Origin of the sequence: Pseudoxanthomonas composti, assembly GCF_004122095.1 — a bacterium.
GTDB lineage: Bacteria > Pseudomonadota > Gammaproteobacteria > Xanthomonadales > Xanthomonadaceae > Pseudoxanthomonas_A > Pseudoxanthomonas_A composti.
On sequence record NZ_SAWZ01000006.1, the window covers coordinates 207,054 to 225,914 of the forward strand.

Below are 18,861 nucleotides of genomic sequence, written 5' to 3' on the forward strand. Positions count from 1 at the left end.
CGTGGGCGGCGCGGGTCGGCAGTCCGGACCGGGGCGAGGGCCGCCCTCAGCGCAGTTGCGCGGTATGCGCGGCCACGCCATCGCGCAGGGCGTCCAGGTCGTAGCCGCCTTCCAGCAGGGAGACCAGGCGACCGCTGGCGTGGCGGCGCGCCAGCTGGCGCAGCTGGGCGGTGAGCCAGCCGAAGTCCTCGGCATCGAGCATCAGGTTGGCCAGCGGGTCGCGCAGGTCGGCGTCGAAGCCGGCCGAGACCAGCAGCAGCTGCGGGCGGAAGGCCTCCAGTTCCGGCAGCAGGTCTTCCCAGACATTGCGGAAGCGGAAGCCATCGCTGCCCGGCGGCAGCAGCACGTTGTGAATGTTGCCCACGCCGCGCTCGGAGGGCGCCCCGCCGTAGGGATACAGGCCCGACTCGTGGGTGCTGAAGTAAGCCACACGCGGCTCTTCGTAGAAGATCGCCTGGGTGCCGTTGCCGTGGTGGACGTCGAAGTCGACGATGGCCACTCGCTCCAGGCCATGACGGTCCAGCGCATGGGCCGCGGCGATGGCCACGTTGTTGAGCAGGCAGAAGCCCATGGCCGCCGCGCCGGTGGCGTGGTGGCCCGGCGGGCGCACGGCGCAGAAGGCCACCGGGTCGTTGCCGTCCATGACCGCATCCACCGCCGCGATGGCGGCGCCGGCCGCGCGCAGGGCCGCCGCGCGCGAGGCAGGGCTCATCACCGTGTCCGGGTCGAGCATGCGGTAGCCGGAAAAGTCCGCCTCCATCACCGCCTCGATCAGCTCCGGGGTGTGGACCCGGCGCAGGTCGCCCAGCTTGGCCAGCGGCGCTTCCCGCCAGTCCGCGTCGGCGTGGTCGCGGCGCAGCACCTCCAGCACCGCCTGCAGGCGCGCGCTGCGCTCGGGATGCTCCGGGCCGGGGTCGTGGGCCAGGCAGGCCGGGTGGGTGAGGACGAGCATCTCAGCCGTGCCGCCGCTGGTGGTTCCACAGCACTTCGCCCTGGCCCTCGGCGCGGGCCAGCACGCGCGACAGCACGAACAGCAGGTCCGAGAGCCGGTTGAGGTAGCCGATGGCTTCCGCGCGCACGGGCTCCAGCCTGGACAGGGCCACGGTCTCGCGTTCGGCGCGGCGCACCACGGTGCGTGCCACGTGGCAGCGCGCCGAGGCCTCGCCGCCGGCGGGCAGGATGAAATCCTTCAGCGGCGGCAAGGCGTCGTTGTGGTGGTCCAGGTGCCGTTCCAGCGCCTGCACGTCGGCGGCCTGGATGGCGGCATGGCCAGGGATGCACAACTCCCCGCCCAGGTCGAACAGCTGGTGCTGCACAGTGGTGAGCAGGGCGCGGATGTCTTCCGGCACGCTGGGCGCGGCCAACACCAGGCCGATGCAGGCATTGGCTTCATCGACGGTGCCGTAGGCGGACACGCGGGCCGAATCCTTGCCGGTGCGGCTGCCGTCGCCCAGGCCGGTGCTGCCGTCATCGCCCGTGCGCGTATAGATCCTGGAAAGGCGGTGGCCCACGCGTCGACCGTTGTCTCAGCAGGCGGCCGCGCTCAGCGCGTGGCCTTGCGCGGATGGGTCAGGCGCCAGGTCTGCTCGACGCCGACGTGGACGATGATCGCCAGGCCCACGTAGATCGCCGTGGTGCGCAGGTACGGCAGGTACCAGTCGCTGAAGTTCTTCCACCAGCCGGCCAGGGTGGGCTGGGCGACGACCTCGCTGATCCAGTAGAAGCTGCCCTGGCTGAGCAGGTGGCACAGCGTCACCGAGGCCACCAGCGCGGCGGCCAGCACGGCCAGCGCGCGGCCATCGGCCTGCCGGTAGACGCGGCGCGTCAGCGAGCCGCCCATCCACAGCGCCAGGTAGGCCGGCACCAGGAACCAGTAGGCGGCCGAGACGCAATAGTGCTGCCAGAAGCTCATGCCCTGGCCGCTGATGACGACATAGTCCACGCCCACGGCCAGCGCCATCAGCAGCGGGAAGGCCCACCTGCCCCAGCCGCGCAGGTAGAAGCCGCCGATGAAGAACGCTGCCCACGACGCATCCGGTACCGGCCCCAGATGGGTGGCGGTCATCGGCAGGTTGAGCCGGGTGGCGGCCATCAGCAGGGCGAGCAGGATCAGGGCGGTGGTGCGCAGGGCGTTGGAATTCATGGGGGCGGCAGCGGACGTCACAGCGTTCGATTCTAGCGGAGTGCCTGCCGTGGCGCGCTTATCATTGGTCACATGAGCAAACAGCACGATGTGGTGATCGTGGGCGGCGGCCTGGTGGGCGCCAGCCTGGCCATCGCCCTGGACAGGGCCGGGCGGGACGTGGGGCTGGTGGAAGCGGCGGGCGGGCAGGGCATGCCGCCGGTGTTCGACCAGCGCAACCTCAGCTTTGCGGCGGCCACGGTCAATGCGCTTACCGCGCTGGGGGTGATGCAGCAGCTGCAGGCCCCGACCGGGGCGATCGCCCGCATCCATGTCAGCCGCCGCGGGGATTTCGGGCGGATCGTGCTGGAGGCGGCCGACTATGGGCGCCAGGCCTTCGGCCAGGTCGTGGTGGCCAGCGATTTCGGCCAGGCGCTGGAGCGCAGCCTGGCCCTGGCGGGCGGCATCACCCGCTACCGTCCCGCGCGCTTCGAGGCCCTGGCCGGGCTGGACGATGGGTCCCGGCGGATCCGCATCAGCGGCCCCGACGGGACCCAAGCGCTGTCCGCGCGCCTGCTGGTCGGCGCCGATGGCAGCGCCAGCCAGGTCCGCGACGCGCTGGGCATTGGCGCGCAGGAGTACGACTACGGACAGACCCTGTGCGTGGCGCGCATGCGCGCCGAGCGCGCCCCCGACGGGACCGCCTACGAGCGGCTGACCCGCGACGGGCCGACCGCGGTGCTGCCGCGTGGGGACCGCCACTACGGGGTGATCCATGCCGTGCCCAGCGCCCAGGCCGATGCGGTGGCGGCGCTGACCCCGGCGCAGTGGTGCGCGCGCATCCAGGACGCCTTCGGCTGGCGCGTGGGGCGGTTTTTCGAGAGCGGCGAGCGCAGCGCCTACGCCATCCGCCAGCGCGTGGCCGAGCGCCTGACCGCCCCGCGCGCGGTGCTGATGGGCAACGCCGCGCAGACCCTGCACCCGGTGGGGGCCCAGGGCTTCAACCTGGGGCTGCGCGATGCGCTGACGCTGGCCGAGTTGATCCAGGCCAGCGACGACCCCGGCAACGCCACGTTGCTGGAAACCTATCTGCAGCGCCGCGGCGAGGACCGTCGGCGCACGCTGGCCTTCTCCGACGGCCTGGCGCGGTTGACCTCCAGCGACGTGCCGCTGATGGCGCCGCTGCGCAGCCTGGGGCTGCTGGTGGCCGGGCAGGCCAGCTGGGTGCAGGCGATGCTGGCCGGCGGCGGCATGGGCTTTCGCGGCCATGTGCCGGCGCTGTGCCGCGAGGAGGCCGCATGAGCCGGCGCGCGGGGCAGGAGGTGGTGGTGGTCGGCGGCGGCGTGGTCGGCGCGGCCTGCGCGCTGGGGCTGGCACGGCTGGGGCTGCAGGTGGCCCTGGTCGAGGGCCGGGCGCCGACGCGCTGGACGCCTGAACAGGCCGACCTGCGCGTCTACGCCTTCGCCCCCGACAACGCCGCGCTGCTGCAGTCGCTGGGGGTCTGGGACGCCGTGCGCAGCGCGCGGGCGCAGCCGTACCGGGCCATGCGGGTGTGGGACGCCGCCGGCGGCGGCGAGCTGGTGTTCGATGCGGACAGGCTGGGCCGTCCGCAGCTGGGATGGATCGTCGAGCACGGGCTGCTGGTCGATCGCCTGTGGGCGGCCCTGCCGCAGGCGGGCGTGCAGCTGCATGCGCCGGCCGAGGTGGAAGGCCTGGAGCAGGACGAGGCGGGCGTGCGCCTGCGCTTGCAGGGCGGCCAGCGGCTGGATGCCCGGCTGGTGGTGGCGGCCGACGGCGCGCAGTCCACGCTGCGCCGGCTGGCGGGGCTGGACGTGCAGACGCACGACTACGGCCAGTCCGGGCTGGTGGCCTACGTGCGCACCGAGCTGCCGCACCAGGACACGGCCTGGCAGCGCTTCCTGCCGGGCGGGCCGGTGGCCTTCCTGCCGGCCACGCAGGGGCGCAGTTCCATCGTCTGGTCGCTGCCGCAGGAGGAGGCGCAGCTGCGGCTGACCCAGCCGCCGGAAGCCTTCGAGCAGGCCCTGGGCCGGGCCTTCGAGGGACGACTGGGCAAGGTGAGCCTGGATTCGGAGCGCGCGCTGTTCCCGCTGCGCCGGCAACTGGCCACCCAGTACGTAGCCGGCCGGGTGATGCTGATGGGCGATGCCGCCCACGTGGTGCACCCGCTGGCCGGGCAGGGGGTGAACCTGGGTTTGCGCGATGTCTCGGCCTGGCTGGCGCAGGTGCGCCAGGCGCAGGCGCGCGGCGCCGACTGGGCCACGCCCCATCGCCTGGCACGCTGGGCGCGCGTGCGCAGCAGCGAGAACACCGCCGCGGCCTACACCTTCGACGGCCTCAACACCCTGTTCTCCAACGACGAACTCCACACCACCCTGGCCCGCGGCAAGCTGCTGGGCCTGGCCGGCAAGCTGCCGCCGCTGACGCGCCTGCTGTGGTCGCGCGCGGCCGGAAGCAAGGAGTGAGCGAAGCGGAGTGAGGAGTGAGTAAGGGCAACAGCACAGGCTTCTGCGCTTGGACTGACTTCCACTCGCAGCGGGCTGCGGGGATGGCAAGTGAGCCGCCGTCTTTGCCTTGGCCTTTACTCACTCCTCACTCCTCTCCACTCACTCCTTGCTTCCACTCACTCCTCACTCCTCTCCACTCACTCCTTGCTTCCACTCACTTCTCACTCCTCTCCACTCACTCCTGGCTTCAGGGTAGGAACGGGAACACGATCTTCAGCAGTCCCTTCAGGCCGCCCTCGGCGGTGCTGGCGATGGCCTTGGCGCCGAGGCTGTTGAGCGCGTTGCGGGCGTCTTCCCAGCGCAGTTTGGCGATGTCCTTCTTCAGCAGGTCGGCCACTTCATCCGCGGTGGGAGTGAGCTTCTTCAGTTCGCGGGTCACCGCTTCCGGATCTGGCTGCAGGTAGCCCCAGCGCTCGGCGATCTTGAGCAGGGTGTCAAAGCGCACCGCCACCACCTCGCGGTTGCGCTCGTAGACGGGCAGGGCGCCGACATCGAGGATGGCCTGCTCGAACTGCTGCGCATCGTCGGGGTGCTCGACGCGAACGGCGAGGAAGCCTTCCTTGCGGCTGCGCTCGCTCACGTGCTTTGCCCCCGAGCGCAGGTTGTCCTCGGTCAAGACCGTGGCGACGATGCGCTGCAGCGCCGCTTCGTTTTCCTCCGGCACCAGGGCGCGCCAGCGGGCGTAGCCGTCGCGACGCAGGCCCTTGACCTTGGCGGGGGTGACCCGCAGCTTGAGCGCCACCAGGGCGTTGCTGTCGCTGCGCGAAAGCGCGCCGTCGCGTTCCAGCAGCACGAAGATCAGCAGCTCCAGGTCGCGCTTGGTCAGCGACTGGAACCCCTGCAGCAGCGTCAGGCGCAGGAATTCGTTGCCGAAGGCGGCGGGATCCTTGAGTTCGATGGGCTGCATGGCGCTCTCCTTTGACGAAGGCCAGCATGCCACGGCGTCGGCGCGCGGCATGAGACGCGCCTGGATGCAGTGCGCAGATTCGAAACGGCGTTAACGGGCATGCACCGGATGCTGACACCGCCGCTGCCAGGCTCTTAGGCTTCCTACCGCGCAGGGGACAAGCCCGTGACGATCTCGACCACGCGACGCCGCCTGCTGGCCGGCCTGGGCGGTGCGACCGCGCTGTGGACCCTGCCGTGGCAGGCCAACAGCAAGGCCGCCGAACGCAAGCTCGGCGTGGCCATCGTCGGGCTGGGCGGCTACGCCGAGGGCCTGATCGCGCCGGGGCTGGCGCGCACCCGGCATTGCCGGCTGGCTGGGATCGTCACCGGCACGCCGGCCAAGGTTCCGCGCTGGCAGCAGCGGTACGGCATTCCCGATGCCAACGTCTACAGCTACGACAGCTTCGACCGCATCGCCGACAACCCGGCCATCGACGTGGTCTACATCATCACCCCACCGCACCTGCACAAGACCCTGGCCGTGCGCGCGGCCAATGCCGGCAAGCACGTGTGGTGCGAAAAGCCGATGGCGATGAACGCCGACGAGTGCCAGCAGATGATCCAGGCCTGCCGCCGCAACAAGGTCGCCCTGGCCATCGGCTATCGCATGCAGCACGAGCCCAACACGCGCACGCTGATCGGCTATGCCACCGCCAAGCCGTTCGGGCGGTTGCGCCAGGTGCGGGCCGAGGCCGGGTACGCCGGCTACGACGCCGGCGATCTGCAGCCGCGCAACTGGCGCCTGGCGCGCGCCTTCGGCGGCGGACCGATGTACGACATGGGTACCTATCCGCTCAACGCCGCGCGCTACACGGTTGGGACCGAGCCGCTGGCGGTGAGCGCGCGGAGCCGCGTGGACCGGGCGGAGATCTTCGACCAGGTCGAGGAGCACATGGACTTCACCCTGGAGTTTCCCGACGAGGTGCGGGCCACCTGCGCCACCAGCTTCGGCCGCAGCATGAACCAGCTGCGCGCCACCTGCGCCGATGGCTGGTATGAACTTGCGCCGTTCCAGAGCTACAGCGGCGTGCGCGGGCAGCGCAGCGATGGGCGCAGGCTGGAGGCGGTGGTCGAGCATCAGCAGGCGCTGCAGATGGACAACGATGCGCTGGCCATCCTGCGCGGCATGCCGCTGCGCGTGCCCGGTGAGGAGGGCGCGCGCGACCTGCGGATCATGGATGCGATCTTTCGCTCGGCCGCCGAGGGTGGGCGGCGGATCGTGCTGTAGCGCCTCTGGAAGCAGCAGCGGATCGGATGCGTGCTCCCGCAGTCGGCACCCCGGTCGGGGCGTCGTGCAGGGCGCCGGACGTAGGTCAGCGCAGCAGGTTCCGCCGCATTTGCTGCGCCGAATCCGGTCGGCGCGCGCGGCTCAGCCGCGCTGGCGCGGGGTGGCCAGCACGGTGATCTCTTCGCGGTCGTGATACAGCTGCTTGGCGGTGACCTGCAGCGGCTTGCCGGCCTGTTCGGCGAACAGCTCCAGGCACAGCCGGGTCTCGTCCCAGCGCTTCTTCATCGGCAGCTTGAGGTTGAAGATGGCCTGGCGGCACCAGCCCTCGCGGAACCAGGTGGCCATGCGCTCGGCCACACGGCGCGGCTGCTCGACCATGTCGCAGACCATCCAGTCCAGCGCCTGTGCCGGCTGCCAGCGAAAGCCGTCGGCGCGCAGGTGCTGCACCAGGCCGGTGTCCAGCACATGCTGGCGCAGCGGGCCGTTGTCCACGCTGGTGACATGCAGGTGCTGGCGGGTCAGTACCCAGGTCCAGCCCCCCGGCGCCGCGCCCAGGTCGGCGGCGGTCATGCCGGCGCGCAGGTGTTGCTCGCGCTGCGCCGGGGTCATCAGGGTCAGGATGGCTTCTTCCAGTTTCAGCGCCGAGCGCGAGGGCGCGTCCGGCAGCAACTTCAGGCGCGGAATGCCCAGCGGCCAGGGCGAGGCATCGGCTGGCGCGCTCTGGGCCAGAAAGGCGTGGTCGCCGTCGACGAATACGACGTGCAGGCGCGGCAGCCGCGTGTCTTCCTTGGCGCTGAGCAGGCCGGCCTTGCGCAGGGCCGGGCGCAGGGCGTTGCCGAAGCTGCGCGCCAGGCCGGCCAGCGGTTTGGCCGCATCGCTGTCAGGGTGCTCCACCCATAGCTCGCCGTAGCGCGCATCGCGGGGCAGTGCGGCCAGCATCGGGGTGATGCGATCGCTTGGGTCCAGCGCGCGCAGTTCCTCGATCAGGCGCAGCTTCTGCCTGGCGAAGATCAGTTCGCGCCAGGGCAGGGCGGCATCCAGCGCGGCGGCCTCCTCGCAGACGAACAGCACATAGCCATCGTTGCGCTGGGTGCGCGCGTAGCCGGCCAGACCGGCCGATGCGGCGCGCTCGGACAGCTCGGCGGCGAGCTCGGGCTCGAACCCCTGGCGGCAGTAGCACAGCAGGCCGTTCAACGTGGCATTCATCGCAGCTGAGCTCTCAGTAATGCGCGCCGGCGGATTCGCCGTAACGTCGCAGCACGGCGCGGGCATCGTCGGCCCGCAGTCCCTGCAGGACCTCGATGTTGCGGCGATGCAGTTCGCCCACCCAGTCGGTCGGCAGCGGGCCTTCGTCGAAGCTGGTCAGCGCCTCTACGTCCTGCGCGCTGGCGCCGATCAGCAGGCGGTCGATGCCGGCCCAGATGGTCGCGCCGTAGCACTGGCAGCAGGGCTGGGATGAGGTGGCCAGGGTGATCGGCGCCAGCACCGCGTTCAGGCGCGGCGACTGCAGGCGCTGCTGGGCCAGCATGTAGGCCATGTTTTCGGCGTGGGCCAGCGAGGTGGCGTGCGGCACCACGCGGTTCACGCCCACCGCGATCACGCGGTGGTCCGGGCCGAACACCGCAGCGCCGAAGGGGCCGCCCGTGGCGTGGTCCACATTCATCGCCGACAGGGCGATGGCCAGGGCGACCTTGTCCTCGTCGCTGGCATACACGCGCGAGGAATCGACGACATCGTGGACCCACGCGGGCAGGGTGAGGTGGACTTGGGCGTACAGCATGTCGGAGGACGGCTCGTGTTCTGGTCAGGGAGATGTGGCGGGACGCCGCAGGGCATCGGGGGCGGCGCCGCTGTCGGCGCACTGGCCGGCCACGCACTGGCAGCTGGTGATCTGCCGGAAGCCGCAGATGCTCATGCGGCCACTGGCGCGGCATTGGGCCGCCACGCCCTGCGGGTCGGTGGGGCTGTCGACGTTGACGCAGGCAGGCGCCATGCCGCAGCAGTTGCCCACGTCCTTCACCGTGCAGTCGGCATCGCTGCGGCAGCTGCGATCCACCTTGACCACAGTGGAGGTGGGCGCGGCGGGCGCGGCCGCCGGCTCGGGGGCGGCCGCAGGCGCCGCGCAGGCACTCAGGGCGATCAGACAGGCGGACAAGCAGGCCATCAGCAGCGGGCGCATACGGGGTTCCTCCTCGGTGCTGGGGAGATCAGACGCGATCCTAGCGGCTGGGCCGTCCTGCGGGTGTTCATCGCGCGCGAGCGCTGGCGGGCGACAACGCGCGCGTCAGGCACTGGCGGTCCCGCAGCGCGGGCCCGCCCGCCTCAGGCCTGCGCGGCCCAGGTGTCGCGCAGGGTCACGCTGCGGTTGAACACCGGCTTGCCCGGGGTGTGGTCGCGGCGGTCGGCCACGAAGTAACCGGTGCGCTCGAACTGGAACGCGGTCTCCGGCGCGGCCTGCGCCGCGGCTGGCTCGACGAAGCCTGCGACCACGCGCTTGGAGTCCGGATTGAGGTAGTCGCGGTAGGTCTTGCCCTGGCTTTCGTCATCGGGCTTGGCCACCGAGAACAGGCGGTCGAACAGGCGAATCTCCGCGGCGACGCCGGCCTTGGCATCGACCCAATGGATCGTGCCCTTGATCTTGCGATTGGCTCCCTCCATGCCGGGGCGCGACTCCGGGTCCAGGGTGCCGCGCAGCTCGATGATCTGGCCGTCGGCATCCTTGATGACTTCATCGCACTTGATGATGCCGGCCCCGCGCAGGCGCACCTCGCCCCCGGGCACCAGGCGCTTCCAGCCCTTGGGCGGGACTTCGGCGAAATCCTCCCGCTCGATCCACAGCTCGCGCGAGAACGGCACCTGGCGCGTGCCCTGCGCCTCGTCCTTGGGATGGTTGGAGAAGGTCAGCGACTCGGTGTGGTCCTCGGGCAGGTTGGTCAGCACCAGCTTGAGCGGGTCGATCACGGCCATGCGGCGCGGGGCGCTGGCGTCCAGGTCGTCGCGCAGGCAGCCTTCCAGCACCGAGAAATCGATCACCGAGTTCTGCTTGGAGATGCCGACGCGGTCCACCAGCAGGCGCAGGCTGGCCGGCGTGTAGCCGCGCCGACGCAGGCCCTGCAGGGTGTACATGCGCGGGTCGTCCCAGCCTTCCACCAGGCCCTCGGTCACCAGCTGGGTCAGCTTGCGCTTGCTCATCACCGTGAAGTTGATGTTCAGGCGCGAGAACTCGATCTGCCGCGGCTTGGCCGCCTCGCGCGGCAGGCCCTTGTCCAGCAGCGGCTGCAGCAGTTCCGGATGGCCGACCAGGTCGACCTTGTCCACGCACCAGTCGTACAGCGGGCGATGGTCCTCGAACTCCAGCGTGCACAGCGAATGGGTGATGCCTTCCACCGCATCGCTCAGGGAGTGGGCGAAGTCGTACATCGGGTAGATCGGCCAGGCGTTGCCGGTGTTCTGGTGCTCGACGTGCTTGATGCGGTACAGCGCCGGGTCGCGCAGGTTGATGTTGCCGCTGGCCATGTCGATCTTGGCGCGCAGGGTGCGGGCGCCGTCCGGAAACTCGCCGGCGCGCATGCGGCGCAGCAGGTCCAGGTTTTGCTCCGGGCTGCGATCGCGATACGGGGAGTTGCGGCCCGGTTCGGTCAGGGTGCCGCGGTACTCGCGCACTTCCTCGGCCGACAGGTCGCAGACGAAGGCATCGCCCTGCTTGACCAGCTTTTCGGCGGCCAGGTACAGCACCTCGAAGTAGTCCGAGGCGTGGCGCAGGTTGGCCCATTCGAAGCCCAGCCAGCGCACGTCGTCCTGGATGGCGGTGACGAACTCGGGGTCTTCCTTGGCCGGGTTGGTGTCGTCCAGGCGCAGGTTGCACACCCCACCGAACTCGGCCGCGACTCCGAAGTCCAGGCAGATCGCCTTGGCGTGGCCGATGTGCAGGTAGCCGTTGGGCTCGGGCGGGAAGCGGGTCCGGATGGCCTGGTGCCGGCCCTGGGCCAGGTCCTCACGCACGATCTGGCGGATGAAGTCGCGTTTTTCCGGTGCGGCGTCGGCGGGCAGGGCGGGCGTATCGGACATGGGGACGGGCGCGGGGCGTTCTCGGGGAATCGGCAAGTTTAGCCGATGGCCCTGTGTCCCCGGCCGGCGTTGGGATGGGAGATCGCCGTGCGAGGGACTGCGGGCGGAGCGGCGGGGGAGGAGTAGGTGTGGGAGCGGCTTCAGCCGCGAAGAGATTTACCGGTAGAGCCCTTCGCGGCTGAAGCCGCGCCCACAGCGCCTCGCCGCTCTCCACGGGGCGGCCCACAGGCCCGGCGTATGCTCGCCGGCAGCCCCCTCGCCCGAAGGACAGCGCATGCAGGTCGCCTACCGCGCCATCAATCTGTTCGATGCCCACCTGGCGCGCCATGCGCTGGAGGATGCGCAGATCCCGGCCTTCGTGTTTGGCGAACAACTGCTGGGGGCGGGCGGGGAGCTGCCGCTGTTCGGGGTGCTGCGGGTCTGCGTGCCGGACTCGGCCCTGCCGCTGGCCCTTGAGGCGCTGAGAGCGGCGGAGCTGCTGCCGTCGGGCTTGCCAGAGGCCGCCGCCGACCCCATCTCGGGCGATGCACCCGACCCGGGCCTGTTGCCCGTTTGAGCGAGGAACTCCCCATGCTGGAATCACTGGTCAACAAGCTGGGCATTGGCGCGTTCAAGCAGCGCATGGTGCAGCCGGAGGACGCGCTGCCCGGCCGCTCCACGCCGCTGCCGCTGCACAACGTCCACTTCGTCAACGGCCATCCGCTGCGCGGGGACTTCCCGGGCATGGAGGTCATCGGCGTGGGCATGGGCTGCTTCTGGGGCGCCGAGCGCAAGTTCTGGCAGCTGCCCGGGGTGTACACCACCGCGGTCGGTTACCAGGGCGGCTATACCCGCAACCCGACCTACGAGGAAAGCTGCACCGGCATGACCGGCCACGCCGAGGTAGTGCAGGTGGTGTTCGACCCGGCGCAGGTCTCGCGCGAGGATGTCCTGCGCACCTTCTGGGAAAACCACGACCCCACCCAGGGCATGCGGCAGGGCAATGATCGTGGCACCGAGTACCGCTCGGCGATCTACTGCCACACCCCCGAGCAGCACGCCGCGGCGCTGGCCAGCCGCGATGCCTACCAGCAGCGCCTGCGCGAGGCCGGCTATGGCGAGATCACCACCGAGATCGTGTACCCGGCGCCGCCGTTCTATTTCGCCGAGGACTATCACCAGCAGTACCTGGCCAAGAATCCCAATGGCTATTGCGGCCTGGGCGGCACCGGCGTGAGCTGTCCGGTCGGGCTGGGGACTTGAGGGGCTGAGCGCGGGGGCGGGTGGGCGCTGAGCGCCATGCCGGTGGCCTGCCCGCGCGCGGTCGATCGATGGCAGGAGCGAGAAACGAGGAACGAGGAACGAGGAACGAGGAACGAGAGAGAGCGGTCAGCGCCGGTGGACGTCTCACTCGTTCCTCGTTCCTCTCCACTCGTTCCTGCCCCTCATGCAGAAAACTTCAGGCTCGTGCCCACATAGGCCCTGATCAGGCGCTCCGGCGCCCTGGCCCTGGCCAGATCAAAGAACGGCTCGCCACTGCAGTGCAGCGGCACGATGTGGGCCACGTCCAGCGCCAGCAGGCCATCGAGCGTCTGGCCGACATAGGCCTCGTTGTGCGGGGCCAGATGGAAGCCGCCGATCACCGCATGCACCTTGTCGATGCCAGAGGCCGCACGCGCCTGCTTGACCGAATTGACCACGCCACGATGGCCGCAGGAGGTCAGCACCACCAGCCCCTTGCCGCGCACGTGGTAGGCGGTGGCGATCTCGTGATGGAAATCGTCCGGCGTGCCGTTGGCGCTGCGGCGGTCTTCGGGCAGCGCATCGACCGGGCAACCGTTGCCATGCGCGTCCAACCCCGCCTTGAACCCGGTCGGTGAGAGCACCTTCTCGAAACCGGCCTGCGGGATGTGGCCGGTATTGAGCGCGTGGCCGGCCACCAGCGCCGCATCATCCGAGGACACCACGCGGATGTTGGACGCCTTGAGCGAGGCCCGGTCGATGACGCCGTAGTCCTTGCCGTTGCTGGTGTAGCGCCGCGCGCAGAAGGCTTCCTCATCGCCCAGGTGGAAGGCGATGCCAGGCTTGAGCGCGCCGCGATGCGTGTCCAGGAAGCCCGCCAATCCGCCGAAATGGTCGTAATGCCCGTGGCTGAGCACCAGTGCGTCGAGCTGGGCGACATCGATGCCCAGCAGCGCCAGATTGTTGTTGATGGCCTCCGGCGTGTAGCCGAAGTCGATCAGCACGCGCCGTGTCTCCGTGCCCAGGCGCGAGTGCGCATGCAGCGACAGGCCGAACTCGCCGATCAGAGCCTTGTCCGGCGGTGCGGTATCCGACAGGAAGTGCCCGGGCCGGATCACCTCCACATCGCCCTCCGGGCCGCTCTTGGCCAGCGCGTAGGACAGGCCGTCGGTGACCACCTTGATCTCCAGCGCATCCAGCTGTGGCAGGCGGATCGCCGCAGCCGTGCCGGCCAGCGCCGGGCGCGGCAGCAGCAGCGATGCCAGGCCGGCCCCGGCCCCGGCGAGGAATGCGCGCCGGCCAAGCGCCGGGCGGGGCTGGGGTCGCGATGGCGTCATGGTGCTGTTCCTGCAGAGTCCTCAAGGAGCACGAACGCTAGGCAAGCGACGCATTCCAGGCCAATGACCTTTGGGCATGTCCTTATGCGGGGATCGTCCCGCCCCGGGCGTTGCGGACTAGGGCGCGAACTCCCCGGCGAACATGGCGCGCAGCTGCGCGACCCTATCGGCCTGCTCCGGATGCAGCAGGTCCAGGCAGGCACAGGCAAAGCCCACCGGGCTGGTGCCAGGGGCGGTGATCAGGCCATCGGCCGACACCACCTTGTCCTGGCGGTAGTGGGCCTGGCCGGCGTACGTGGCCGCGTGATCCTGCAGGAAGGCCAGTCCGTTGCTGGTGTGCGGGCGCCGGTCCAGCAGCCCGGCAAAGGCCAGGGCCAGGGTGGCACCGCAGATGGCGGCAACCGGGCGGGACGCTTCGAGCCGGGCGGCGAGCAGTCCGCTCAAGCCGGGAATCTCGCCGGCCTGCCAGCGCTCGCCCCCGGGCAGGAGTCACAGGTCCGCGTCCAGCGGCGCCAGATCCGACAGGGCAAATGCCGGCGCGATGGCCAGCCCGCCCATCGAATGCAGGGGCCTGCCGTCGATGCTGGCGGTGACCACCTCATCGCCGAACCATCCGCGCGCTGCCGGGAGGACCACCCCGATTTCCCAGTCGGCCACCCCGTCGACCATCACCACCGCAATCTTGGGCACGTCTTTTTCCCCTTGACAGCTTCGTAAAAAAAATCTTCACACGCCCTAAGTATTTCCCGCCGGCGCCGATAACCCTACTGCAACCGCCCCGCCACGCCCCTCCGGCGTGACGTCGGCTGACCCGCCCACTCCCGCCGGAGCCCGTCATGCCCACCACCTCCCCCGATGTCCAGGACCCGCTGCTGCTCAGCCTAGACGGCGACATGACCATTCGTCGCGCCGCAGAACTCAAGCCGCTGCTGTTGCCGGCGCTGGAGCATGCCGGCGGCCTACGCCTGCAGCTGCAGGAGGTGACCGAGATCGATGCCACCGGCGTGCAGCTGCTGCTGGCGACGCAAGCGGCACTGCGCGCACTGGGACGGCCATTCCAGTTGGATGGCTGCAGCACCGCGGTCGGCGACACGCTGGACCTGCTTGGCCTGGGCGACGCTTTCGAGCGCGTCGGCGGCACCACGCTTCACTGACGGCAGCGCGACATGAACCTGGCCCAATTACTGCAAACCTTCATCGCCGAAAGCCGCGACCTGCTGGAGGACATGGAGCGCAACCTGCTGGAAGCCGAGCGCGGCGAAGCCGGCCCCGATGCGGTCAACGCGATCTTCCGCGCGGCCCACACCATCAAGGGCTCCGGCGGCCTGTTCGACCTGGCACAGCTGGTGGGCTTCACCCACGTGGTGGAAAGCGTGCTGGACCTGGTACGCGAGCAGGCCGTGGCGCTGGACTCGGACCTGATCCAGCTGATGCTGGCCTGCTGCGACCACATCCGCGCGCTGGTGGAAGCCGCCGCCGGCGCCCAGGCCGACGAAGCCACCCTGGCGACCGAGGGCGAGCCGCTGCTGGCGCGCCTGCAGACCTATCTGCAACCTGCCGCCGGGCCGGTCGCAGCCGCATCAGTGCCGGCAGCACCGGCAGCACCGGCGCATACCGGCTACTGGCGCATTGGCCTGCAGCTGTTCACCGACGCGCTGCGCTTTGGCAACTCGCCGCTGCACCTGATCCGCTGCCTGCGCAGCCTGGGCAGCCTGGAGGCGGTGCGCACCCATCACGACCGCGTGCCGGCGCTGCCTGACCTGGACCCGGAGGCCTGCTACCTGGGCTTTGACATCCTGCTGCGCAGCGACGCGCAGCAGGCGGCGATCGAGGACATCTTCGAGTTCGTCCGCGACGACTGCGACCTGCAGATCGTGGCGGTGGACCCCAACGGCGATGCGGCCAACCTGGACCTGCCGCTGCTGGTGGCCGAGCCCGCCAGCCAGGCCAGCGCCGAGGACTTCGCTGGCTTCGAGACCGCAGCCGCCACGGTGGCCGCGGTCATCGAGCCGGCCCCCGGCGTCGCTGCGGCTTCCAACGCGGCGGCGGCACCGGCCAGCGCCGGCGGCGCCAAGGCGGCAGCCGCGGGCGCGCGCGGCGAAGGCGGCTCGATCCGCGTCGATGCCGACAAGCTCGACCGCATGATCGACCTGGTCGGCGAACTGATCATCGCCGTGGCCAGCACCGGCGCCAACGCCCAACGCACCGGCGATGCGCAGTTGCTCGAATCCACCTCGATCCTGGCTGGCCTGGTGGAAGAAGTGCGCGAAAGCGCGCTGCAGCTGCGCATGGTCAAGATCGGCGGCACCTTCAGCCGCTTCCACCGCGTGGTCCACGATGTTGCCCGTGAGCTGGGCAAGGATATCGCCCTGGTGGTCAACGGCGAGGACACCGAGCTGGACAAGTCGGTGGTGGAGAAGATCGCCGACCCGTTGACCCACCTGGTACGCAACGCCATGGATCACGGCATCGAGCCGGCCCAGGTGCGCCTGGAGCGCGGCAAGCCGGTGCGCGGCACGGTGCGGCTCAACGCCTTCCACGACTCGGGCAGCATCGTCATCCAGATCAGCGACGACGGTGGCGGTCTCAATCGCGATCGCATCCTGGCCAAGGCGCTGGAACGTGGCCTGATCGAGCCGGGCCGCCAGCTCTCGGACCGCGAAGTGTTCGCGCTGATCTTCGAGCCGGGCTTCTCCACCGCCGAGAAGGTCACCAACCTGTCCGGCCGCGGCGTGGGCATGGACGTGGTCAAGCGCAACATCACCGCGCTGCGCGGCAGCGTGGACATCAGCAGCCAGCAGGACGTCGGCACCACCATCTCGGTGCGGTTGCCGCTGACCCTGGCCATCATCAATGGCTTCCAGGTCGGGGTGGGCAAGTCGGTGTTCGTGCTGCCGCTGGACGTGGTCGAGGAATGCGTGGAGTTCGCGCACAACTACCAGGGCGAATACATCGACCTGCGTGGCAACGTGCTGCCCTACGTGCGCCTGCGCTCGCTGTTCGCCATCGCCGGTGCGCCGCCGGCGCGCGAGAGCATCGTGGTGATCCGCCAGGGCTCGCAACGCTTCGGCCTGGTGGTGGACACGCTGCTGGGCGAGTGGCAGACCGTGATCAAGCCGCTTTCCAAGGTCTTTGCCCAGGTCAAGGGCATCAGCGGTTCCAGCATCCTCGGCAGCGGCGGTGTCGCGCTGATCCTGGACGTGCCCTCGCTGCTGAGCCAGTTGCAACCCGGCGTCGAATCGCTGGCGGCCTGAGCCGCCGGCGGGACGCACCGGTCCCGCATTGTTCTATCGCTGTGCAAGCCGGGCCCCACGCCTGGAGCAGTTTCCAGTCGTTCCTCACCATCCCGGTCCCCGCCCGTCGGCGGGGCTCATGACCATCCGTACAGGTACATCGGTATGTCCAACTCCCTTTCGCTGTCCTCCAAGCTGTGGCTCGGCGCGGCCATCGCCGTGGCGCTGCCCTTGGCCGCCGCCACCTGCGGGTACGCGCTCGGCCTGCCGGCCGGGCAGACCCTGGCCGTGAGCCTGGCCGCCACGGTGCTCGCCGCCGCAGTGCTGGCCTACATCGTCCATGCCATCACCCGCTCGCTGCGGATCGCCACCACCAGCCTGGCGCGCTTTGCCAAGGGCGACTTCGAGGTGGTGATGCCGACCATCTCCAACGACCAGGCCTGCGAGGTGCTGCTGGCGCTGCGCCAGGTGCAGACCAGCGTGCGCCGCGTCAACGACGAGATCGTGCGCATGTCGCGCGAGCACGATGCCGGCGACATCGACGTGGTGATCGAGAGCCACCGCTTCGAGGGTGAGTTCAAGGTCATCGCCGAGGGCGTGAACCGCATGGTGGGAGAGCACATCGCCACCAAGAAGAAGGCCATGGCCTGCATCGCCCAGTTCGGCCGCGGCAACTTCGACGCGCCGCTGGAGAACTTCCCGGGCAAGAAGGCCTTCATCAACGACACCATCGAGCAGGTGCGTGGCAACCTGCAGGGCCTGATCGCACAGATGAACCACATGTCCGCCCAGCACGATGCCGGCGACATCGACGTGGTCATCGACAGCCAGCGCTTCGAGGGCGACTACCGCAGCATGGCCGAGGGCATCAACCGCATGGTCGCCGGCCACATCGCGGTCAAGAAGCAGGCCATGGCCTGCGTGGCCGAGTTCGGCCGCGGCAACTTCGAGGCGCCGCTGGAGCGCTTCCCGGGCAAGAAGGCCTTCATCAACGACACCATCGAGCAGGTGCGCTCCAACCTGCGTGCGCTGATCCGCGATACCAGCCTGCTGGCCGAGGCGGCGGCGGCCGGCCGCCTGGGCGTGCGCGCCGATGCCAGCCAGCACCATGGCGACTTCAGGCGCATCGTCGACGGCATCAACCTGACCCTGGACGCGGTGATCGGCCCGCTCAACGAGGCCCGCGCGGTGCTCAAGGCGATCGAGGGCGGCGACCTGACCCGGTTGGCCGATACGCAGTGCCAGGGCCAGTTGAAGGAGCTGTGCGAGAGCATCAACGCCACCGTGGCGCGCCTGGCGCAGGTGGTCGGTGAGGTCAGCACCAGTGCCGACGCCCTGTCCAGCGCCTCCGAGCAGGTCAGCGCCACCGCCCAGTCGCTGAGCCAGGCGGCCAGCGAGCAGGCCGCGGGCGTGGAGGAGACCAGCGCTTCGCTGGAGCAGATGACCGCCTCGATCTCGCAGAACACCGAGAACGCCCGGGTCACCGATGGCATGGCCGCCAAGGCCGCGCGCGAGGCTGCCGAAGGTGGCGATGCGGTGCGCTCGACGGTGACGGCGATGAAGCAGATCGCGCAGAAGATCGGCATCATCGACGACATCGCCTACCAGACCAACCTGCTGGCGCTGAACGCGGCGATCGAAGCGGCGCGCGCCGGCGAGCACGGCAAGGGCTTTGCGGTGGTGGCCGCGGAAGTGCGCAAGCTGGCCGAGCGCAGCCAGGTCGCCGCCCAGGAGATCGGCCAGGTGGCCGAGTCCAGCGTCGAGCTGGCCGAGAACGCCGGCAAGCTGCTCGACCAGATGGTGCCCTCCATCCGCCGGACCTCCGACCTTGTGCAGGAGATCGCCGCCGCCTCCGAGGAGCAGGCCTCGGGCGTGGGCCAGATCAACACCGCCGTCGGCCAGCTCAACCAGACCACCCAGCAGGCCGCGGCCAACTCCGAGGAACTGGCCGCCACCGCCGAGGAAATGAGCGGCCAGGCCGAGCAGTTGCAGCAGCTGATGAGCTTTTTCCGCATCAATCAGATTCAGGCGCCTCGGCGTTCGACGACGGTACCCGCTCAGTTTCGCCGAAGCGCGCCCCCACGCAGACCCGGGGTGATCGACACCGGTCTGGCCCTGGCGACGGCGCCGGATGAGATGCACTTCGAAACGTTCTGACCTCCACCTCTGCAACTCCACA

17 protein-coding genes and 1 pseudogene are annotated in these 18,861 nt (G+C 70.0%); 8 read left to right on the forward strand and 10 right to left on the reverse strand.

Annotation, left to right across the window (positions count from 1 at the left end; translation table 11 throughout):
- Nucleotides 1-46: 46 nt before the first annotated feature.
- Genes EPA99_RS12905 through EPA99_RS12915 form a run of 3 tightly spaced genes read right to left on the reverse strand, consistent with a single transcriptional unit; the run spans nt 47 to nt 2,143 of the window.
- Nucleotides 47-952 (reverse strand): histone deacetylase family protein, encoded by a 906-nt coding sequence (locus EPA99_RS12905; RefSeq protein ID WP_129471636.1) that lies wholly within the window; start codon nt 950-952, stop codon nt 47-49.
- Nucleotide 953: 1 nt separating this feature from the next.
- Nucleotides 954-1,511, reverse strand: coding sequence for a cob(I)yrinic acid a,c-diamide adenosyltransferase (locus EPA99_RS12910; protein WP_129471637.1), 558 nt, complete (start codon nt 1,509-1,511; stop codon nt 954-956).
- 32 nt (nt 1,512-1,543) lie between these two features.
- A complete protein-coding gene (locus EPA99_RS12915) occupies nt 1,544-2,143 on the reverse strand; it encodes a hypothetical protein (protein WP_129471638.1) in 600 nt (199 codons plus the stop codon).
- A gap of 72 nt (nt 2,144-2,215) precedes the next feature.
- Here EPA99_RS12915 and ubiH point away from each other — a divergent pair, with 72 nt between their 5' ends.
- On the forward strand, nt 2,216-3,424 hold the full coding sequence (gene ubiH / locus EPA99_RS12920; protein ID WP_129471639.1) for a 2-octaprenyl-6-methoxyphenyl hydroxylase: 1,209 nt from the start codon (nt 2,216-2,218) through the stop codon (nt 3,422-3,424).
- Nucleotides 3,421-4,605, forward strand: coding sequence for a UbiH/UbiF family hydroxylase (locus EPA99_RS12925; RefSeq protein WP_129471640.1), 1,185 nt, complete (start codon nt 3,421-3,423; stop codon nt 4,603-4,605). Before ubiH ends, EPA99_RS12925 begins: the two co-directional genes overlap by 4 nt.
- A gap of 229 nt (nt 4,606-4,834) precedes the next feature.
- Here EPA99_RS12925 and EPA99_RS12930 read toward each other — a convergent pair whose 3' ends face one another.
- Nucleotides 4,835-5,554, reverse strand: a complete 720-nt coding sequence (locus tag EPA99_RS12930; RefSeq protein WP_129471641.1) for a hypothetical protein — start codon at nt 5,552-5,554, stop codon at nt 4,835-4,837.
- A 165-nt stretch (nt 5,555-5,719) separates the two neighbouring features.
- Here EPA99_RS12930 and EPA99_RS12935 point away from each other — a divergent pair, with 165 nt between their 5' ends.
- Nucleotides 5,720-6,823 (forward strand): Gfo/Idh/MocA family protein, encoded by a 1,104-nt coding sequence (locus tag EPA99_RS12935; RefSeq protein WP_129471642.1) that lies wholly within the window; start codon nt 5,720-5,722, stop codon nt 6,821-6,823.
- A 141-nt stretch (nt 6,824-6,964) separates the two neighbouring features.
- Here EPA99_RS12935 and rlmM read toward each other — a convergent pair whose 3' ends face one another.
- The 4 genes from rlmM to EPA99_RS12955 form a co-directional block, all read right to left on the reverse strand.
- Nucleotides 6,965-8,017 (reverse strand): 23S rRNA (cytidine(2498)-2'-O)-methyltransferase RlmM, encoded by a 1,053-nt coding sequence (gene rlmM, locus EPA99_RS12940; protein ID WP_129471713.1) that lies wholly within the window; start codon nt 8,015-8,017, stop codon nt 6,965-6,967.
- Between the two features lie 25 nt (nt 8,018-8,042).
- A complete protein-coding gene (locus tag EPA99_RS12945; RefSeq protein ID WP_129471643.1) occupies nt 8,043-8,603 on the reverse strand; it encodes a nucleoside deaminase in 561 nt (186 codons plus the stop codon).
- A 24-nt stretch (nt 8,604-8,627) separates the two neighbouring features.
- Nucleotides 8,628-9,002 (reverse strand): hypothetical protein, encoded by a 375-nt coding sequence (locus EPA99_RS12950; protein WP_129471644.1) that lies wholly within the window; start codon nt 9,000-9,002, stop codon nt 8,628-8,630.
- A gap of 143 nt (nt 9,003-9,145) precedes the next feature.
- Nucleotides 9,146-10,891, reverse strand: coding sequence for a glutamine--tRNA ligase/YqeY domain fusion protein (locus tag EPA99_RS12955; RefSeq protein ID WP_129471645.1), 1,746 nt, complete (start codon nt 10,889-10,891; stop codon nt 9,146-9,148).
- A 274-nt stretch (nt 10,892-11,165) separates the two neighbouring features.
- Here EPA99_RS12955 and EPA99_RS12960 point away from each other — a divergent pair, with 274 nt between their 5' ends.
- Together EPA99_RS12960 and msrA are read left to right on the forward strand one after the other, a co-directional pair.
- Nucleotides 11,166-11,447 (forward strand): putative signal transducing protein, encoded by a 282-nt coding sequence (locus EPA99_RS12960; protein WP_129471646.1) that lies wholly within the window; start codon nt 11,166-11,168, stop codon nt 11,445-11,447.
- Nucleotides 11,448-11,461: 14 nt separating this feature from the next.
- Complete coding sequence (msrA, locus tag EPA99_RS12965; RefSeq protein WP_129471647.1) at nt 11,462-12,133, forward strand: peptide-methionine (S)-S-oxide reductase MsrA; 672 nt, start codon at nt 11,462-11,464, stop codon at nt 12,131-12,133.
- 182 nt (nt 12,134-12,315) lie between these two features.
- Here msrA and EPA99_RS12970 read toward each other — a convergent pair whose 3' ends face one another.
- Nucleotides 12,316-13,449 (reverse strand): MBL fold metallo-hydrolase, encoded by a 1,134-nt coding sequence (locus tag EPA99_RS12970; protein ID WP_129471648.1) that lies wholly within the window; start codon nt 13,447-13,449, stop codon nt 12,316-12,318.
- 117 nt (nt 13,450-13,566) lie between these two features.
- A pseudogene (locus EPA99_RS12975) lies at nt 13,567-14,139 on the reverse strand (type 1 glutamine amidotransferase family protein).
- A 146-nt stretch (nt 14,140-14,285) separates the two neighbouring features.
- Between EPA99_RS12975 and EPA99_RS12980 the strand changes: the two are divergent.
- The 3 genes from EPA99_RS12980 (at nt 14,286) to EPA99_RS12990 (ending at nt 18,839) form a co-directional block, all read left to right on the forward strand.
- A complete protein-coding gene (locus EPA99_RS12980; RefSeq protein WP_129471649.1) occupies nt 14,286-14,603 on the forward strand; it encodes an STAS domain-containing protein in 318 nt (105 codons plus the stop codon).
- 12 nt (nt 14,604-14,615) lie between these two features.
- Nucleotides 14,616-16,703 (forward strand): chemotaxis protein CheA, encoded by a 2,088-nt coding sequence (locus tag EPA99_RS12985; RefSeq protein ID WP_129471650.1) that lies wholly within the window; start codon nt 14,616-14,618, stop codon nt 16,701-16,703.
- Nucleotides 16,704-16,847: 144 nt separating this feature from the next.
- Complete coding sequence (locus EPA99_RS12990; RefSeq protein ID WP_129471651.1) at nt 16,848-18,839, forward strand: methyl-accepting chemotaxis protein; 1,992 nt, start codon at nt 16,848-16,850, stop codon at nt 18,837-18,839.
- Nucleotides 18,840-18,861 lie beyond the last annotated feature (22 nt).

Coding starts and splice junctions, on each gene's coding strand:
- EPA99_RS12905 (WP_129471636.1), bottom strand. CDS start 952: ATGCTCGTCCTCACCCACCCGGCCTGCCTGGCCCACGACCCCGGCCCG.
- EPA99_RS12915 (WP_129471638.1), bottom strand. CDS start 2,143: ATGAATTCCAACGCCCTGCGCACCACCGCCCTGATCCTGCTCGCCCTG.
- ubiH (WP_129471639.1), top strand. CDS start 2,216: ATGAGCAAACAGCACGATGTGGTGATCGTGGGCGGCGGCCTGGTGGGC.
- EPA99_RS12925 (WP_129471640.1), top strand. CDS start 3,421: ATGAGCCGGCGCGCGGGGCAGGAGGTGGTGGTGGTCGGCGGCGGCGTG.
- EPA99_RS12930 (WP_129471641.1), bottom strand. CDS start 5,554: ATGCAGCCCATCGAACTCAAGGATCCCGCCGCCTTCGGCAACGAATTC.
- EPA99_RS12945 (WP_129471643.1), bottom strand. CDS start 8,603: ATGCTGTACGCCCAAGTCCACCTCACCCTGCCCGCGTGGGTCCACGAT.
- EPA99_RS12950 (WP_129471644.1), bottom strand. CDS start 9,002: ATGCGCCCGCTGCTGATGGCCTGCTTGTCCGCCTGTCTGATCGCCCTG.
- EPA99_RS12955 (WP_129471645.1), bottom strand. CDS start 10,891: ATGTCCGATACGCCCGCCCTGCCCGCCGACGCCGCACCGGAAAAACGC.
- EPA99_RS12960 (WP_129471646.1), top strand. CDS start 11,166: ATGCAGGTCGCCTACCGCGCCATCAATCTGTTCGATGCCCACCTGGCG.
- msrA (WP_129471647.1), top strand. CDS start 11,462: ATGCTGGAATCACTGGTCAACAAGCTGGGCATTGGCGCGTTCAAGCAG.
- EPA99_RS12970 (WP_129471648.1), bottom strand. CDS start 13,449: ATGACGCCATCGCGACCCCAGCCCCGCCCGGCGCTTGGCCGGCGCGCA.
- EPA99_RS12980 (WP_129471649.1), top strand. CDS start 14,286: ATGCCCACCACCTCCCCCGATGTCCAGGACCCGCTGCTGCTCAGCCTA.
- EPA99_RS12985 (WP_129471650.1), top strand. CDS start 14,616: ATGAACCTGGCCCAATTACTGCAAACCTTCATCGCCGAAAGCCGCGAC.
- EPA99_RS12990 (WP_129471651.1), top strand. CDS start 16,848: ATGTCCAACTCCCTTTCGCTGTCCTCCAAGCTGTGGCTCGGCGCGGCC.